The organism is Shewanella hafniensis (assembly GCF_019655335.1).
GTDB classification, from domain to species: Bacteria; Pseudomonadota; Gammaproteobacteria; order Enterobacterales; family Shewanellaceae; genus Shewanella; species Shewanella hafniensis.
The window spans coordinates 1-18,620 of the sequence record NZ_BPFD01000014.1 but is presented as its reverse complement, the minus strand read 5'-3'; the positions used below and the strand labels follow the sequence as shown (position 1 = coordinate 18,620).

12 protein-coding genes are annotated in these 18,620 nt (G+C 46.6%); all 12 read left to right on the top strand.

Annotated elements, in window-relative coordinates; translation table 11 throughout:
• Window positions 1-149: 149 nt before the first annotated feature.
• Window positions 150-2,342, top strand: coding sequence for an OmcA/MtrC family decaheme c-type cytochrome (locus K5Q99_RS06365; RefSeq protein WP_106650131.1), 2,193 nt, complete (start codon window positions 150-152; stop codon window positions 2,340-2,342).
• Window positions 2,343-2,682: 340 nt separating this feature from the next.
• Window positions 2,683-4,635, top strand: a complete 1,953-nt coding sequence (locus tag K5Q99_RS06360; protein WP_220776381.1) for an OmcA/MtrC family decaheme c-type cytochrome — start codon at window positions 2,683-2,685, stop codon at window positions 4,633-4,635.
• Window positions 4,636-4,703: 68 nt separating this feature from the next.
• Window positions 4,704-5,705, top strand: coding sequence for a decaheme c-type cytochrome MtrA (gene mtrA, locus K5Q99_RS06355; RefSeq protein WP_012588040.1), 1,002 nt, complete (start codon window positions 4,704-4,706; stop codon window positions 5,703-5,705).
• Window positions 5,706-5,717: 12 nt separating this feature from the next.
• Window positions 5,718-7,805, top strand: coding sequence for an MtrB/PioB family decaheme-associated outer membrane protein (locus K5Q99_RS06350; RefSeq protein ID WP_220776380.1), 2,088 nt, complete (start codon window positions 5,718-5,720; stop codon window positions 7,803-7,805).
• 228 nt (window positions 7,806-8,033) lie between these two features.
• Complete coding sequence (locus tag K5Q99_RS06345; RefSeq protein WP_220776379.1) at window positions 8,034-8,639, top strand: Sec62 family protein translocation protein; 606 nt, start codon at window positions 8,034-8,036, stop codon at window positions 8,637-8,639.
• 144 nt (window positions 8,640-8,783) lie between these two features.
• On the top strand, window positions 8,784-9,482 hold the full coding sequence (locus tag K5Q99_RS06340; protein ID WP_220776403.1) for a uracil-DNA glycosylase family protein: 699 nt from the start codon (window positions 8,784-8,786) through the stop codon (window positions 9,480-9,482).
• 8 nt (window positions 9,483-9,490) lie between these two features.
• Window positions 9,491-10,729: a sugar diacid recognition domain-containing protein gene (locus K5Q99_RS06335; protein ID WP_220776378.1), complete on the top strand. Its 1,239-nt coding sequence runs from the start codon at window positions 9,491-9,493 to the stop codon at window positions 10,727-10,729.
• Between the two features lie 151 nt (window positions 10,730-10,880).
• On the top strand, window positions 10,881-11,888 hold the full coding sequence (locus K5Q99_RS06330) for a catalase family peroxidase (protein ID WP_220776377.1): 1,008 nt from the start codon (window positions 10,881-10,883) through the stop codon (window positions 11,886-11,888).
• A gap of 344 nt (window positions 11,889-12,232) precedes the next feature.
• Window positions 12,233-13,591 carry a GntP family permease gene (locus K5Q99_RS06325; RefSeq protein WP_220776376.1) on the top strand — a complete coding sequence of 453 codons (1,359 nt, stop codon included), beginning with the start codon at window positions 12,233-12,235 and terminating at the stop codon, window positions 13,589-13,591.
• Between the two features lie 88 nt (window positions 13,592-13,679).
• Entirely contained in the window at window positions 13,680-14,900 is a 1,221-nt protein-coding gene (locus K5Q99_RS06320) for a glycerate kinase (protein ID WP_220776375.1), read from the top strand.
• Window positions 14,901-15,189: 289 nt separating this feature from the next.
• The gene (panP, locus tag K5Q99_RS06315) at window positions 15,190-16,839 is read left to right on the top strand and encodes a pyridoxal-dependent aspartate 1-decarboxylase PanP (protein WP_220776374.1); all 1,650 of its coding nucleotides are present in this window, start codon (window positions 15,190-15,192) and stop codon (window positions 16,837-16,839) included.
• A gap of 565 nt (window positions 16,840-17,404) precedes the next feature.
• Window positions 17,405-18,620: AlbA family DNA-binding domain-containing protein (locus K5Q99_RS06310; protein ID WP_220776373.1), on the top strand; the 1,216-nt coding region annotated here is incomplete at its 3' end.

The window sequence follows — 18,620 nt, the reverse complement described above, 5'->3', positions numbered from 1 at the left end:
CATTACCCACCTAAAGTGACTGATTAATACCAGTGACTTAGTTAGCCTTACAGATGGAAAACTAATTCCACACATCCTATGCGGGTAATGAGATTTATTCTTATCTACCAAGCATTTGATGATGATTACAACTATTGCAGGGAAATATCATGATGAAACGGTTCAATTTCAATGCCGCAACAAAAGCGATGTTGGGTGCCGGTTTACTCTCTCTACTACTCGCCGGTTGCGGTGGTAGTGACGGTAAAGATGGTGAAGACGGTAAACCGGGTGTTGTTGGTGTCAATATCGATACAACGCCTACACTGAAAGCAAGTTTTACTAATGCCACTATCGATGCAGGTAAGGTTACGGTCGATTTCACATTAGAAAATGCGAATGGCGTTGCAGTACTAGGCTTAAATAAAACTCACGACATACGTTTTGGTATTGCACAGCTCACACATGTGACTGAAGCAACGGATGATCCAGCCAAACCCGCCGACCGCGGTTACCAATGGCAAGCCTACATTAATGCCAAAAAAGAACCTGGCACAGCGCCTTCTGGCGTGGATAACCTCAATCCATCAGCTCAATTTCAAGCCAACGTTGAAGCCGCTGCCAAGTGTGATACCTGTTTAGTGGATCATGGCGATGGTAACTATAGCTATACCTATCAAGCCAATATCGCCAATGTCACTGAACCCTTAGCGATTACTTACAGTGCTGAAGCGACTCAACGGGCAACATTAGAACTTGAATTACCACAGCTTGCTGCCAACGCCCATTTTGATTGGCAACCTTCTACAGGCAAAACTGAAGGTATTCAAACCCGCAACGTTGTTTCAATAACAGCCTGTTATACCTGTCACCAGCCAGAAAGTTTAGCGTTACACGGTGGCCGTAGAGTTGATATTGAAAACTGTGCTTCTTGTCATACGGCAACCTCTGGCGATCCTGAGTCAGGTAATAGCATTGAATTCACTTACATGATCCATGCTATCCACAAAGGTGGCGAGCGTCATACCTTCGATGAGACAGGCGCTGAAGTACCTGCCCCTTATAAGATTGTTGGTTATGGTGGCAAAGTGATTGACTACGGCAAGGTCGGTTTCCCATTAAAACCTGCAGCGGATTGCGCAGCCTGTCACGTTGAAGGAGCGGGTGCACCAGCGAATGCCGATCTATTTAAAGCCGACTTAAGCAATCAAGCCTGTATTGGTTGCCACACAGAAAAACCATCAGCTCACCACAGCAGCAGTGATTGTGTCGCTTGTCATAATGCAACTGAACCATACAACGGCACAGGTAGTGCAGCTAAACGTCATGGTGATGTGCTGAAAGCTTACACAGAAACTAAAGCCATGGGCATTAAGTTCACTAATGTCGGCGTGAATGACACGGGCAAAATCACTTTTGATGTCCAAGTTGTTGACAAAGAGGGCAATGCCATTGATAAAGCCTTCGTAAATCAAAGCTCACGCGTTGTCGTAGCATGGGATTCTGATAAAGATTACCCAAGCTATGCTGATGCCTCTTATAGCAATCGTCGTATCGCTTTAAGTGAAGGTACCTATAATGAAGCGAATAAAACCTACTCATTAACAGGCACTAAGTTCAGTTTACCCGCTGATGCAAATGGTAAAACATTCGAGCTGTGGTCAACATTAGAAGTGTGCTTCAACAATGGCGGTTATGGCGTTGCTGACGTAGCTATGACAGATTGCACTGCTGACAGTGTAAGTAAAGTCGCGGTTAAACAAGCACCATATCATTTCGTTTGGAAAGATACGGGAGTGGACAGCACTGCCAAGGCAGCGACACGTCGCGACATTATTGATGCAACTAAGTGTCAAGGTTGTCACAATCAAGAAATCCACCACTATGACAACGGTGTAAATTGCCAAACTTGTCATACTTCGGATAAAACCTTGAAAAATGATGCCAACTATCCTGGCGGTAAGATCCCAACTAGCTTTGCGTGGAAAGCTCACGAACGTGAAGGCCATTACCTGAAATATGCGGGTGTACAATCAGGCACTGTGCTAAAAACCGATTGTGCGACATGCCATACAGTTGATAAAGCAAACGTCATTACAGGTATTACCTTAGGACGTCAGCCTGATCGCACATGGCGCTACGGTGATATCAATAATAACGGTGCCGATATTTGGGTATCTTCAGATGCAGGCGCATGTTTAAGCTGTCACCAAAAATATCTGACTGATGCGACAAAATCTCACATTGAGACTAACGGTGGTATTTTAAATGGCAGCAGTGCAGCCGATGTGCAAACTCGTGCATCAGAAAGCTGTGCAACTTGTCATACCCCAGCTCAATTAAGTAAAGTTCACGGTAATTAAGCAGATATAACGCTCTCATTCAGAGCAATGTTTTATCGTTACTAAAGAGAGAGGTTTTTACCTCTCTCTTTATATTCTTGCCATTTAAAAATCCGCTGTTTTTTTGATCTGAAATCGTTTTTACCTCTCGCTTTAAATACCTCTTTAGAAATAGAAAGATCCAAGTCACACATTAGCAAAGGCCTTGGAGATTTTAAGGTCATGTTAGGTTAGCCTTTCCTTGGGGAATTCTATTTCCAGCATCCACTTAAGTCGCTTCTAGTGACCAAAAACACAGACATAGAATCTGTTGGCTCTAGAACATAGCGTTTAAGCAATGCCAAACCTATGCAGGGAAAAAATGATGAACGCACAAACAACTAAAATCGCACTGCTGTTAGCAGCAAGTGCAGTCACTATGGCCTTAACTGGCTGTGGTGGCAGCGATGGTAATGATGGTAATCCCGGTGAACCTGGTGGCGAACCTGCTCCAGCGATTCAAACCCTTAATTTCACGTTTGATAAATCTGTTATCACTAACGGTGTACCGAGTGTTGAGTTTACTGTGACTAACGAAGATGACTTACCCGTCGTTGGTCTCCAAAAGATGCGCTTCGCCGCAGCACAGTTGATCCCGCAAGGGGCGACAGGTGCCGGTAATGCCTCACAATGGCAATACTTTGGTGATGAAACCTGTGATGTGGCAGCAACATGCCCAGGGACCTTTGTTGACAAGAAAAACGGTCACTACAGCTATACCTTCAACATGAACTTGACCGCTAACGCTAAAATCACCTACAACGATCAGTTAGCTCAACGGGTATTAATCCGCGCTTATAACACGCCGTTACCCGATGGTACTCAAGTCCCTAACAGTAACGCCTTTGTCGACTTTACGGCCGATACCGGTGCTGCAGCGACATACAGCCGCAAGATTGTTGCCACTGAAAGCTGTAATACCTGTCACCAAGATTTAGCTAATGTGAAACACGGCGGCGCGTACTCAGATGTTAACTACTGTGCAACTTGCCACACAGCAGGCAAAGTTGGCGTAGGTAAAGAGTTCAATGTTCTCGTTCACGCTAAACACAAAGACCTGACTTTAGGTTCATTGGAAAGCTGCCAAAGCTGTCATGCTGCAAACGATGCCACGCCAGATTGGGGTAATTGGTCACGTATTCCAACTGCCGCTACCTGTGGAAGCTGTCATAGCACAGTGGATTTTGCCGCAGGCAAAGGTCATTCACAACAGCTAGATAACTCAAACTGTATCGCCTGTCATAACAGCGACTGGACTGCCGAGCTACACACAAGCAAGACTGCAGACAAGAAAGCCGTTATCGCTCAGTTAGGTATGCAAGCGACTCTCGTGGGTCAAGCTGATGATACTGCGGTATTAACTGTCTCTATCTTAGACAAAGACGGTAACGCGATTGATGCGGCAACGGTTCAAGACAAGATTAAACGTTTAGAAACTGTCACTAACGTTGGCCCTAACTTCCCAATTATGGGTTACAACAAGAGCCCTGGTAGTGGTGCGGCGAAAATTGCGAAAGACTTAGTCAAAGATGGCGCACTGCAAGCTGACGTAACCTTAGTTGACGGTAAACTGGTATTCACTACACCTGCCCTGCCTTTCGGTGCTGGCGATACAGATACGGCCTTTACCTTTATCGGTCTGGAAATGTGTAGCACTGGTACTAGCTTAACCGCATGTACCGCTGATAGCGTGACAACCAGTATGAAAGCTGAGCTCGCCTTTGGCACAAAATCAGGCAACGCCCCAAGCATGCGCCATGTTAACTCTGTTAACTTCAGTACCTGTCAAGGCTGTCACAGCGATACCTTCGAAATCCACAAAGGACACCATGCAGGCTTTGTAATGTCTGAACAAGTTTCACATGCTAAAGATGCGAACGGTAAGCCAATTGTCGGTGTGGATGCCTGTGTGGCCTGTCATACCCCAGATGGTACCTATGCATCTGGTGCAAACAAAGGTGGTTTCGAAATGAAACTGCACGTAGTTCACGGTGAGCAAGGCGTTATCAAAGAATGTACTCAGTGCCACAACGACTTCAACTTAGACGCGTTCAAAGTGAAGGGTGCACTGGCCACTTCTGCAGGTAAATACACCACGCCAATCACAGCCACTTGTACTTCATGCCACGCGCCAGAATCCATTGGCCACGGCTTAGAAAATATGGGCGCAATTGTGAATGGTGATTATGTTCAAGCTAACCAAGCGGCGCAGTCAGAAACCTGTTTCTACTGTCACAAACCCACACCAACAGATCACACTCAGGTGAAAATGTAATTTGCCCAAGCAGGGGGAGTTCGCTCCCCCTTTCTTGAAATTTGTTGGGACAAATTGGGAAGCCTATTATGAAGAACAGCCTAAAAATGAAAAACCTACTGCCGGCACTTGTCATCACCATGGCAATGTCAGCAGTCATGTCTTTATGCATCGCACCAAACGCTTATGCGTCAAAATGGGATGAAAAAATGACGCCAGAGCAAGTCGAAGCCACCTTAGATAAGAAGTTTGCCGAAGGCAACTACTCCCCTAAAGGCGCCGATTCTTGTTTGATGTGCCATAAAAAATCTGAAAAAGTGATGGACCTGTTCAAAGGTGTCCACGGCGCCATTGATTCATCAAAAAGCCCAATGGCGGGCCTGCAATGTGAAGCCTGTCATGGTCCTTTAGGTCAACACAATAAAGGCGGCAACGAGCCGATGATCACTTTCGGTAAGCAATCGACCTTAAGTGCTGAAAAACAAAACAGTGTCTGTATGAGCTGTCACCAAGATGACAAACGTGTGTCTTGGAACGGCAGTCACCATGACAATGCCGATGTCGCTTGTGCCTCTTGCCACCAAGTGCATGTGGCAAAAGATCCTGTGTTATCAAAAAACACTGAAATGGAAGTCTGTACTAGCTGCCACACTAAGCAAAAAGCAGACATGAACAAACGCTCGAGTCACCCACTAAAATGGGCTCAAATGACCTGTAGCGATTGCCATAATCCCCATGGCAGCATGACAGATTCCGATCTAAACAAGCCGAGCATTAACGAAACCTGTTACTCCTGCCACGCCGAAAAACGCGGCCCCAAACTGTGGGAACATGCACCCGTTACTGAGAACTGTGTGACTTGCCACAATCCTCACGGCAGTGTGAATGATGCCATGTTGAAAACCCGCGCACCGCAGCTGTGTCAGCAATGTCACGCCAGCGATGGCCATGCCAGCAATGCTTACTTAGGTAACACTGGTTTAGGTTCAAACGTCGGCGACAATGCCTTCACGGGTGGAAGAAGCTGTTTAAATTGCCACAGTCAGGTCCATGGTTCAAACCATCCATCTGGCAAGCTATTACAGCGCTAAGGAGACGAGAAAATGAAATTTAAACTCAATTTGATCACTCTGGCGTTACTGGCAAACACAGGTTTTGCGATAGCGGCCGATGGGTATGGCTTAGCCAATGCCAATACCGAAAAAGTCAAAATGTCCGCATGGAGCTGTAAAGGCTGCGTTGTTGAAACGGGCACATCGGGCACTGTGGGTGTCGGCGTAGGTTATAACAGTGAAGAGGACATTCGCTCGGCGAATGCCTTTGGGACGTCAAACGAAGTCGCAGGGAAATTGGATGCTGATGTCACCTTTCGCGGTGAAAAAGGCTATCGCGCCAGCGTTGAAGCCTATCAACTGGGCATGGATGGCGGCCGTTTAGAGGTCAATGCCGGCAAACAAGGCCAGTACAATGTCAATGTGAACTATCGCCAGATTGCCACTTACAACAGCAACAGTGCCTTAACGCCCTACTCGGGTGTGGGCAGCGATAATTTAACGCTGCCAGACAACTGGGTGACGGCGGGTTCAAGCAGCCAAATGCCATTACTGATGGACAGCCTGAACGCCTTAGAACTGTCGCTTAAACGTGAGCGCACAGGGCTTGGTTTTGATTATCAAGGCGAGTCGCTGTGGAGCACACATGTGAGCTACCTGCGTGAAGAAAAAACCGGCTTGAAAAAAGCATCAGGTGGATTCTTCAACCAATCTATGATGTTAGCCGAGCCTGTTGATTACACCACTGACTCCATTGAAGCGGGTATCAAGCTTAAAGGCGACAACTGGTTCACTGCACTTAACTACAATGGCTCGATTTTTAAGAACGAGTACAACCAGTTAAATTTCGACAGTGCATTTAATCCAACCTTTGGCGCGCAAACCACGGGCTCTATCGCCCTTGATCCAGACAATCAGTCACACACTGTCTCGTTAATGGGCCAATACAACGACAGTACCAATGTGCTATCGGCTCGCGTGCTTGCAGGACAAATGAGTCAAGACCAAGCGTTAGTGACTTCAGGTTATGGTTATCAAGTGCCAACTGAAGCCCTAGATGCCAAGGTCGATCTTATCGGCTTAAACTTAAAAGTGGTCAGCAAAGTCACCAACTCACTGCGCTTAAGTGGTAGCTACGACTATAACGACCGCGATAACAATACACAGATTGAAGAGTGGACCCAAGTCAGCATCAACAATGTCAACGGTAAGGTGGCCTACAATACCCCTTACGATAACACCAGCCAACGCTTCAAAGTGGCCGCAGATTATCGTATTACCAACGGCATGAAACTCGATGGTGGCTATGACTTCAAACGTGATGAACGTAATTATCAAGACCGTGAAACCACGGATGAGAACACGGTTTGGGTGCGTTTTAGAGTCAACAGCTTCGAAACTTGGGATATGTGGGTTAAGGGCAGTTACGGTCAACGTGATGGCTCGCAATATCAAGCCTCTGAATGGACATCCTCTGAAACCAATAGCCTGTTGCGTAAGTACAATCTGGCGAACCGTGACAGAACCCAAGTGGAAGCTCGAGTCACTCACTCGCCTATCGAAAGCCTGACTCTAGATTTCGGTGCCCGTTACGCATTCGATGACTACACAGATACTGTCATCGGTTTAACTGAGTCAAAAGACACCAGTTATGATGCCAACATCAGCTATATGATCACCGATGATTTACTGGCAACCGCCTTCTATAACTATCAAATCATTGAATCTGAACAGGCGGGAAGCAGCAACTACAGCACCCCAACCTGGATGGGCTTCATTGAAGATAAAGTCGATGTTGTCGGCGCAGGCATTAGCTACAACAACTTACTTGAGAACAAGTTACGCATGGGACTGGATTACACCTATTCAGACTCCAACAGTAACACCCAAGTGAGACAAGGTATCACAGGCGACTATGGTGATTATTTTGCCAAAGTGCACAACATTAACTTATACGCTCAATATCAAGCCACCGAGAAAATGGCGCTGCGCTTGGATTATAAAATTGAGAACTATAAGGACAATGACGCTGCCAATGATATCGCCGTTGATGGCATTTGGAACGTCGTAGGCTTTGGCAGCAATAGCCATGACTATACAGCGCAGATGATCATGTTAAGCATGAGCTACAAGCTCTAATCCTCAATGATAGACAATCCAAAAGCCCGCATCTTGCGGGCTTTTGTTTAACCGCAGCAGTCACATGTAAAGTCAGATGTAAAATCATTACATCAGCCCAGATATGAGTAAAAATCTTGAATAAGATCAGACTCTGGCGCAAAAGTCTGCCCATAAAAACCTTATTCCTTGAGTTTTAGCTCACTTTAGCGGATCTTAATTCAATCTTTTGGTTAATCCTCTGAGTCCATGCGTATTTATTCTTCCCTCTGCCAATCTAAGTGCTTGTCGTCTCTTCCCGCCCTACTGGGGCTGAGTCTATTGCCCTTACCCGCCTTGGCGTTCGACCCCTCGGGCGGCACCGCCAGCCTGTTTATCATTCTCGGCCTCGGCGGCTTTACCTTGATCAATTTATTTTTACAGGGTTTATTCTTTTTTGCGGGTCAGTATCGTAGTACCGCCTTTGCCAAAGGTCATGTATTAAGCGCCTTAATCGTACCGCTGATTGCCGTCGCCTTAGCCATCTATGATCACAGAGGTTGGAGTGATTTCGCCTTGAACTTAGGCATTATTTGTGTGGGGATTGGTTTGATATTATTGCCACTACAACTGTGCCAAATCGATAAACCCGCCAATCGTAATGCCGATTGGATCATCAGCCTAGGGGCATTATTCATCCTAGCCTTGAGTTATGTCATTGCGCCCTTAGCCTTTTTTACCATTGTGCTAACCCACATCTGTTTGGCTTCAAGCCCAAGTAGAGTGCCTAAGTTATTAAGCTACTTGGGCTTATTGTTGGGGTACGGTCTTTTTGGCTACTGGCTATATCAAACGGCGATGATGTTCCAATCCTGATTGAAAATAAATCAGCGATGACATTAACCACGGGCACTAACCACTGACCACTGACTAAGACAAATTTTGACTAAAACACATTGCACTAACGCGCCGGCGTCATCACCGCTAAGCGAAACAGTATCGCCGCCCAATTCTGCATCAATGGCAGCGCTGCTGACGAAAATTAACGCCTGTACTTTATGTCAGGCCGATTTACCCTTAGCGCCCAAGCCGATATTACAGGCCAGTAGCCAAGCGCGGATTTTGATTGCGGGCCAAGCTCCGGGCGTGAAAACCCACCATAAAGGCATACCATTTGACGATGCCAGCGGTGAACGGCTGCGCACTTGGTTGAATGTCACGCGGGAGCAATTTTACGACCCAGCCCTTTTTGCCATTGTCCCTATGGGATTTTGTTTTCCGGGCAGTATAGAAAAAAACGCTAAAAAGCAGGGTGATAAACCACCGCGCCCCGAATGCGCCGCCACTTGGCATCAAGCCTTACTTGCGTTAATGCCCCAAATAGAGTTAATCGTGATCCTCGGCCAATATGCCATCGATTATCATCTACCGCGTGAATCGTCCGTGGCCATAAACCTCACTTCGCCGCTCACTAAGCCTCAAACAACCCACATAAATGTATCGTCCAGCGCCAAAGCAAAAACCATCCCCAAACTGAAGCCCATCACAGTGACCCAAGCGTGCGCGCAGTGGCAGCAATATTGGCCTAAGTATCTTGTCTTGCCGCACCCAAGCCCGCGTAATAATCTTTGGCTTAAGCTGCATCCTGAGTTTGAACGCGATATGCTACCCAGATTAAGAATGCGTATTGCATCCCTGTTAAACCTTCAACCCCACTAGGCACTTATATGTATCTGCTTGATTCTGCCATCGCTAAACAGATTGTGAGTCGCACGATGAAAATTATCGGCCACAATATCAATGTGATGAACGGCCAAGGAGTAATTTTAGGCTCCGGCGATCCCAAACGTATTGGCTCGACCCACGAAGGTGCGCTGCTGGCCATTGCCCAAAATCGCAATGTGGAGATAAGCCAAGAAGTGGCCTCTGGATTACATGGCGTTAAACCTGGCATCAATTTACCCTTGCATTATCAAGGACAAATCATAGGTGTTGTCGGCATTACTGGCGATCCGAGTCAGCTTACCCATTACGGCGAATTACTTAAAATGACCGCCGAAATGATTGTCGAACAAGCCAACCTGCAGGATAAATTGCAGTGGGAAAATCGCCAGCGGGAAGAATTTATTCTGCAACTGATCAAAGCTGAAACCGATGATGCACAGTTGCACCGCTGGGCAAAACAGCTCGACATTGATATCAGCCTGCCAAGAGTCGCGGCCATCATTGAGATCAGCGAGAAACACACCCAGAAACAACATTTAAAGACTGACACCATTTCATCGGCCTTGTCCTTAGCAGAGGCATCCAGTCAGTCCGTAGATGAACGCAGCCCCAGAGTCAGCGAAACCCTCAAGCAAGTGCTGCATCTATTGCAAAATCCGGATCGTGGTAACTTGATTGCCATGACCTCAATGTCGCAATTGGTGATCCTAAAGCCCGCTTTTTTAGATGGAAAACAATGGGATCCTGAACTTGAAAATCAGCGTATCGATAAGCTGTTACAACGTTTACCCGCCCAAATGGATTTAAACTTTAAAATTGCCTTAGGCCACTTCTTCCCCGAAAAAGGCGGTATCGCGCGCTCCTATCAAACCGCGCAGGAAACCTTAGCACTAGGTAAACAACGCAATGCTGAGAGTAATAAATACCTGTTCGAAGATTATTCTCTACAAGTACTTCTTGCAGGACTTAAACATGACTGGCGCGGTCAGGCACTCGCAACCCCCTATCAGCAACTCGCCAATGCCGATAAAAACGGCCAGTTACGCAAAACCTTAGCCGCCTATATCACCCACTTTGGCGATGCACAGCAATGCGCGAATGCGCTGTTTATACATCGCAACACACTGAGATATCGCCTCGATAAAATTCAGCAAATCACCCATGCCGATATTCAATCCCTACATGGATTATTGAGTTTATATCTTGGGCAACTGCTTGATACTTCGTCCCCCCCAAGGTAAAGGATGTTATTTCCTATGCAATTGAGTCAATAAAGCATGTATTAACAGATCGATTGAAAGATTTATACCGTATTGCCTTTCCTATAGTTTCTGATAACAGTTTTGCGTCGACATATCGAACGCTCGACCCTGTCCATTGAAAGGAATTGCAATGACACCATTCAAACTGACTTTACTCGCCAAAGCCTGCATCATCACAGGCGTAGTACTAACTTCACCCACATTAGTCGCGGCCGAGAAAACCATTCCCGAGCTGGTTGATGCCGTTAATGGCACGCCCGATGCGGCAAGTCGCGAGGCGGGTAAAAAAGTGAAACTGCGTAATCACACTAAGGGATTTTGCACCTCAGGCAGTTTTAAACCGGATCCGCAATTACAACAAACACTGGCGATTCCGTTTTTTAATCAAGATGCCATTAAGGTCACTGCCCGTTTCTCCCTCGGCGGCACAAATCCACAGATCTCCGATAAAACCGCTGGGCGCTTTATGTCACTCAAAATAGATGGCGATAAAGAAAACCTTAACTTTGTTACCACTAACGTCCCCGTTTTCTTCGCCAGTAATCTAGAAGACTTTTTTACCTTTCAGACCAAAGTGAAACAAGGCGCAGCAGGTAAACAGTGGCTTATCGACAATCAACCCAGCGCTAAAGCCTTTTTCGACTATGTCAAACAGCTGCCTCCTAGCCCAAGTTTTGCCAACAGCCGCTACTACGGCGTGAATAGCTTCCTGTTTAGCACCCAAAAAGGTGGCGCTCAGCAAGGTGAAACGGTTGCGGGAAAGTGGATTTTTGAACCCGTCGCAGGTACGGCAGCACTGTCAGCCAGCGAACTTGCTAATCTGGGTGACGATTTTTTAAAGGCGGAATTACTCGAGCGCATTAAAACCCAGCCAGCACAATGGAATCTCTATATTCAATTGGCTGAAACGGGCGATGAAATCAATGACCCTACCGTGATTTGGCCTGAAACTCGCCAGCGCTTACTAGTAGGCCAAGTGGTGATTAACGGTGAACGAGATAGCGATCCCCAAGTGCAACAGTGCGATAAAGGCATTTTCAACCCGCTGTTATTACCTAAGGGCATTGCCGCGTCTGCAGATCCGATACTCAATGCTCGCACCGCTGCCTATGTCGAATCTTTTATTCGTCGCCAATAAAACGACGAGTTAAGCCAAGTTCCTCCTATTTAAGGTTGGCAAATAGCCCTATTTGCCAACTCTTACCGACAAGCCCCCCTTATCGACAAAATGCCCCCTCTTACATTCGAATTCACCTAAGCATTTTTGTGCATGAGCACAAAAATGGCGAAACATAACGCGGTAATTCCGTGGATTTAACCAAAGCTATTCAAGCATGCCTGCACAATAATAGGATGATCTTAAAATAGGATAACCTTAAAGCAGCCCTCATTTGGACTCAGGCCCAAATAAGCACTGCGCCCTACAATATAAGTCAAAAAACTTACTCAAAAACTTCAGCCAAGAACTGAACGGGACATAATATGAACTTAGTGCTTATTCTTATCGGCGTGATTGCATTTATTGTTATCGCGACCTCAAAATTTAAACTCCACCCCTTTTTAACCTTAATTCTAGCCGCCTTTATCGCGGCGTTCGCCTATGGCTTACCGAGCGGAGAAATCGCTAAAACCATCACCACAGGTTTTGGCGGCATCTTAGGTTATATCGGCCTTGTGATCGTCTTAGGGACTATCATAGGTATCATCCTAGAAAAAAGCGGCGCCGCCATTACCATGGCGGATGTGGTGATCAAGCTATTAGGTAAACGCTTCCCGACATTAACTATGTCGGTCATCGGCTACCTAGTGTCTATTCCAGTCTTTTGTGATTCGGGCTTTGTGATCTTGAACTCGCTAAAACAATCGATGGCGAACCGCATGAAGGTCTCTAGCGTCTCCATGAGCGTTGCCTTAGCCACGGGTCTGTATGCCACTCACACCTTTGTACCGCCAACACCGGGGCCTATCGCCGCCGCGGGTAACTTAGGCTTAGAGTCGAACTTGGGCTTAGTGATTGGCGTGGGTCTCTTTGTGGCCGCCGTTGCCGCATTAGCGGGCATGTTATGGGCGAACCGTTTTGCCGATGTTGAGCCAGATGGTGAAGTTGCACAGGAGCTTAAAGCGGAAGCGAGCGACTATGAAACCCTGAAAAAAAGCTATGGCACCCTGCCCAGCCCATTAAAAGCCTTCGCACCGATTTTTGTGCCTATCGTATTAATTTGTTTAGGTTCTATCGCTAACTTCCCTTCAGCGCCTTTAGGTAAAGCAGGGTTATTTGACGCGCTAGTGTTCCTCGGTCAGCCCGTTAACGCTCTGATGATTGGCCTATTCTTATCCCTGTCGTTATTAAAGGGTGAGAATAAGATCAGTGAATTTAGCGAGCGCATCAGCCAAGGGTTAGTCACTGCCGCGCCGATTATTTTAATCACAGGTGCGGGCGGTGCCTTTGGTGCTGTCTTAAAAGCCACGCCTATCGGTGACTTTTTAGGCACATCATTGTCGGCACTCGGTATCGGTATCTTTATGCCCTTTATCGTCGCCGCGGCGCTTAAATCGGCGCAAGGTTCGTCCACCGTCGCCCTAGTGGCAACCTCGGCCTTAGTCGCGCCTATGCTGGGCGATATTGGTCTTGGCAGTGATATGGGCCGCGTGTTAACCGTAATGGCGATTGGTGCCGGTGCGATGACGGTTTCCCACGCCAATGACAGCTTCTTCTGGGTCGTCACCCAATTTAGCCGCATGAGTGTGAAACAAGCTTACAAAGCACAAACCATGGCAACCCTTATTCAAGGTGTCACCGCCATGTTGACTGTGTATGTGCTCAGCTTAGTCTTACTCTGATAGTGAACAGTGATTAAACCTTGATTAAACCTTGATTCAAGCATGTCCATTGGGCGCAAACCGCGCCCATTTAGTTGTAGGATTTTTAATGAAAATAGTTATCGCCCCCGACTCATTTAAAGAAAGCTTAAGCGCACTCGACGTGGCCAACGCCATCGAGCAAGGCTTAAGGCAAGTGATACCCGACTGCGACATAGTCAAAATTCCCGTTGCCGATGGCGGCGAAGGCACAGTGCAATCTATGGTCGATACCACGGGCGGCAGTATTGTCAGCTTAGAGGTCATGGGGCCACTCGGGCATAGGGTGCAAGCCCACTATGGCATTCTTGGTGATCTATCAAATAGTGGCTCGAATAATGACTCGGATAATGACTCGGATAGTCGCTCTAACCATGGCTCGGCAACGGTTCCAAATACTGGCGCGATTGCCGTGATTGAAATGGCCTCGGCCTCAGGTCTGCACCATGTGCCGAGGGAGCTACGTAATCCGCTACTCACCACAAGTTATGGCACGGGCGAGCTGATTTGTGATGCGCTTAATCGAGGGATAAAACACATCATTTTAGGCTTAGGTGGCAGTGCCACCAACGATGGCGGCGCGGGTATGGCCCAAGCGCTGGACATTTTATTGCTCGATAACCAAGGTAAAACCTTGCCTTCTGGCGGCGCAGCGCTAGCGAACCTTGCCCAAATCGATATGACCAACGCCCATCCACTACTGAGCCAATGCACCTTCGAAGTCGCCTGTGATGTTGATAATCCGCTGTGCGGCGAGCGTGGTGCCTCGGCGATTTTTGGTCCACAAAAAGGCGCAACGCCTGCGATGGTTAAGCAGCTCGATACCGCGCTCGCCCATTATGCCGATGTGATTGCCCAAAGTGGCATGAGTGATCAGCGTGAACATGCGGGTGCAGGCGCGGCGGGCGGTATGGGCCTTGGCGTGATGGCATTTTTAAATGCTGAGCTTAAACCCGGTGTCGAGATTGTGATGCAAACCGTTGGCCTTGCGGACAAAATTCGTGGCGCCGATTTAGTGATCACAGGTGAAGGCCGCATCGATGGTCAAACCGTGTTTGGTAAAACCCCAATGGGCGTGTTAAAGCAAGCCAAACTGCAGGGTATTCCTACTATCGGTATCGCGGGCTGCTTAGGTGACAACGCCAATGCCATATTGGATCACGGTATGGCGGCTATCTTCCCTATTATCCCGCACTTAAGTCCGCTCGATGATGTGCTGGCCAATGCCAAGCTAAACCTTAGTAATACCGCCCGAAATATCGGCGCGGTACTCATGTTAGGCCAGCGCTAATTTTTAGGGCTAACATGAATTTTAGGACTCATGCTCAGGCTTAATGAGCGGCTCGTCGAGTTAAACATAAAGGCGCCATAACGGCGCCTTTGCTTATTTAGGCCGCAACGCTTTGGTAATACAAAATTTTAGTGCTTGATGCCTAAAAGGCCTTGCAGTAAAGTGAGCTCCCTTTTTGGTATTCCGCTGATTGAACATTTTGAGAGTCACTGGTCGAAAGTCACTGGTCCGTTATACTCTTCTAGCAAATTTGCGGTTTCACTATAAAAATTAATAGACGGCAAGCCCCATGACCCAGAAACTCCCTCGCCAAGCCACAGCATCCGAAGCAAGTCTGCTGCGCATTTTTACTGCACCGGAAGATGCAGGATCAACGCTGAGTATTATCGAGCAAAAGCTCTCCGAGGATTTAGCAGGCTTTTTGGGTGACAGTATCGCCGCGCTCGAAAAACCTTTGTCGGAAATTGAAACCGATTTTCAAGCCTTTGAGATCCCAACTCAGCCGCGTTTTGTTTCCGATTACACCGACGAAATTATGCAAAATCTGGTGGCGCATTCGGTACACACAGCGGCACCAAGTTTTATCGGTCACATGACATCGGCACTGCCCTACTTTGTGTTGCCGCTGTCGAAAATGATGGTGGGGCTCAATCAAAATCTGGTCAAAATCGAAACCTCGAAGGCTTTTACGCCGCTTGAGCGCCAAGTGCTCGGCATGATGCACCATTTGATTTACGACCAAGATGCGGATTTTTATCAAAGCTGGATGCACAGCGCCAATCATTCCCTCGGGGCATTTTGCTCCGGCGGCACGGTTGCCAACATCACCGCCCTGTGGATTGCCCGCAACCAATTATTGAAGGCCGATGGCGAGTTTAAAGGCGTCAGCCGCGAAGGCTTACTCAAGGCACTGCGCCACTATGGCTATGACGATTTAGCGATTTTAGTCTCGGAGCGCGGTCACTATTCGCTGGGCAAAGCCGTCGATCTGCTTGGTATCGGCCGAGACAATATCATCAGCATTCCCACGGGCAGCGATAACAAGGTCGATGTCGCGAAAATGCGCCAAGCCGCCCTTGAACTTGCCCGTAAAAACATCAAAGTGTTGGCGATTGTTGGCGTGGCAGGCACCACAGAAACCGGTAATGTTGACCCACTGACAGAGTTAGCGGCGCTGGCAAAAGAGTTAAATTGTCATTTCCATGTGGATGCAGCGTGGGGCGGTGCGAGTTTATTATCCAATAAATACCGCCACTTACTCGCAGGTATCGAACTTGCCGATTCAGTTACCATCGATGCCCACAAACAAATGTATGTGCCCATGGGCGCAGGTATGGTGTTATTTAAAGACCCAGAGTTCGCCCACGCCATTGCCCATCACGCCGAATATATTCTGCGCCGAGGTTCAAAGGACTTAGGCAGCCAAACGCTGGAAGGTTCACGCCCCGGCATGGCGATGTTAGTGCACGCTTGCTTACAGATCATCGGCCGCGATGGTTATGAAATCTTAATCAACAACAGCCTTGAAAAAGCGCGCTATTTTGCCGAACAAATCAAAGCCCATGAGGATTTTGAGCTGGTCACTGAACCAGAACTGTGTCTACTGACTTATCGTTACGTCCCCGCCAGTGTCCAAGCCGCCATGCAGCTTGCCTGTGAGCAAGCAGACACAGTAAAACTCGCCCGCTTTAACGAGCTGCTCGATGGCCTCACTCAGTTTATTCAAAAGCACCAGCGCGAACAGGGTAAATCCTTCGTCTCCCGCACCCGCATCTCCCCTGCCCGCTATTTTAGACAAGCGACCGTGGTGTTTCGCGTAGTACTCGCAAATCCCCTCACCAGCCATGACATTCTCAATCAAGTACTAATCGAACAAAGCGAAATCGCCGCACTAGATAACGAGTTTTTACCCGCACTCATGGCGATGCTTGCTGATTAGCGAGTGGTTTGATGTAAGCTTTCAATCCCAGTTCAAATACAGTGTGTTAATCGCAAACAGCCGCAAATTTTTTGCGGCTGTTTTTGTTTGTAGAGCTGAAATGACGGAAGGTTAGGTCAAAAATAGAAGAATTGCCCAAGCACATTGATCTAATCGCAGATACGCCGAATTCAACTGTTCCCGTGACTCGCCGTGAAGCCATCCATGGCGGCTCTACGATGACATCCATGTCATCGAAGGTCACGTCCGCATCAGAATTCGCCGTGGCAAATTTCTGCGTAATCTGTAGCACATGAAAGAACAAATACTGCGATCACATGGTCAATTATGTTCCCTACATCATAATGAAATTGTCTATATGCATATGAATTATATGTGAAATAGCGGCCATGAAAGGTATGGGAGTCCTTACTTTCTGTATGAAAAATAGCTACCCCAAAAGAATAAATTCATATAGCATGAAATACGCTAGTAATATAGATAAAGTAGTGACGAAGTCACAATGTGCTATTTATTCCTTATAAACAACTCAATTGATAATTGCTAACATACCAAGAGGTCAATCTTGCTTAATTATTCGTACTATCCTTTCAAAAATAAAATTGAAGAAATTGATTTTAATGATTTGCTTATTTTGAGAGAGGTTTCTGAGGGATGGTACATTGATTACAAAGTCCAGGGGTTGAAAATTACAGACTTCGCGAAACATCTTTCAGCATTTGCTAATCAATATGGGGGATGGTTAATTATTGGCATCAGTGAGGCCCCTGATGGAAGCCGAACTGCTTCAGAATTTTTAGGTATTCCCAATGAACAACTAGAGAAATTATCACGAGATATACGAGAAGCTTCTGCAGCTCATGTAAATCCAGAGGTTTTGTATGAAGAAAAGGTAATCAAAGGACCGCTTGAAGATATTGGCCTAGCGGAAGGAAAATCTATACTGGTTATCGGAATTCCGATGAGTCACAATACACCCCATATTCATGCTTCGGGAAGGATCTATAGAAGACTGGCTGATCAATCTAAGCCAAAGGAGGAGACTGATCGTTACATTCTTGATGAGCTTTGGCGAAGAGGTAAAAACCATCAAGATAAAATCAAAGATTTTTTAAAAAATATACCAGAGTTACCAGAAAGCCAGTCAGATAATCCTTGGGTGCATATTTATTTTAAGCCTGCAGATGGACAGTTAGCACCAGAAAAAAGCCTAAGTTTTGATGAATTCTCAAAAATAGTCAGGAATACAAATAACGATATTTTGGGTGTACACGCTCCAATGCAAGCTATAAACACCACCGCGAATGGATTTATCGCACGTCAAATTGAGAATAATGATCCAAGCTTAGCATCACTAACTATAAGATGGTGGCATGGAGGAAGAGTAAGATTTGACATTCCATTGAATCAATTTGATTTTAAAGGTTTTATTGCGACTCAAGAGAGAAATAAATATGCATTTGATTTTTGCAAGCTAGCTCATGAAGTCGGATTTAAGGATATGAAAATTGTCGATTATTCGATGTTTATTCAAACATTGGCCTCTTTATCTATTAGCTACATCCATATGTTAAATCTCACTTCCGACAAAAGAGATATCTATTCTTGCTATACTTTAAGAAATGTATTTCATACATCTCCATATGTTGACTCAGAACTCTTTATGAAAAGAATCAGAGAATTCTCACTACCTTTAACTGTAGATAGAATAATTTCAATACCATCCGAGCCTACTGAGGAAACAATGTTTTTCCATCCACATAAAAATCTACATATTGAAC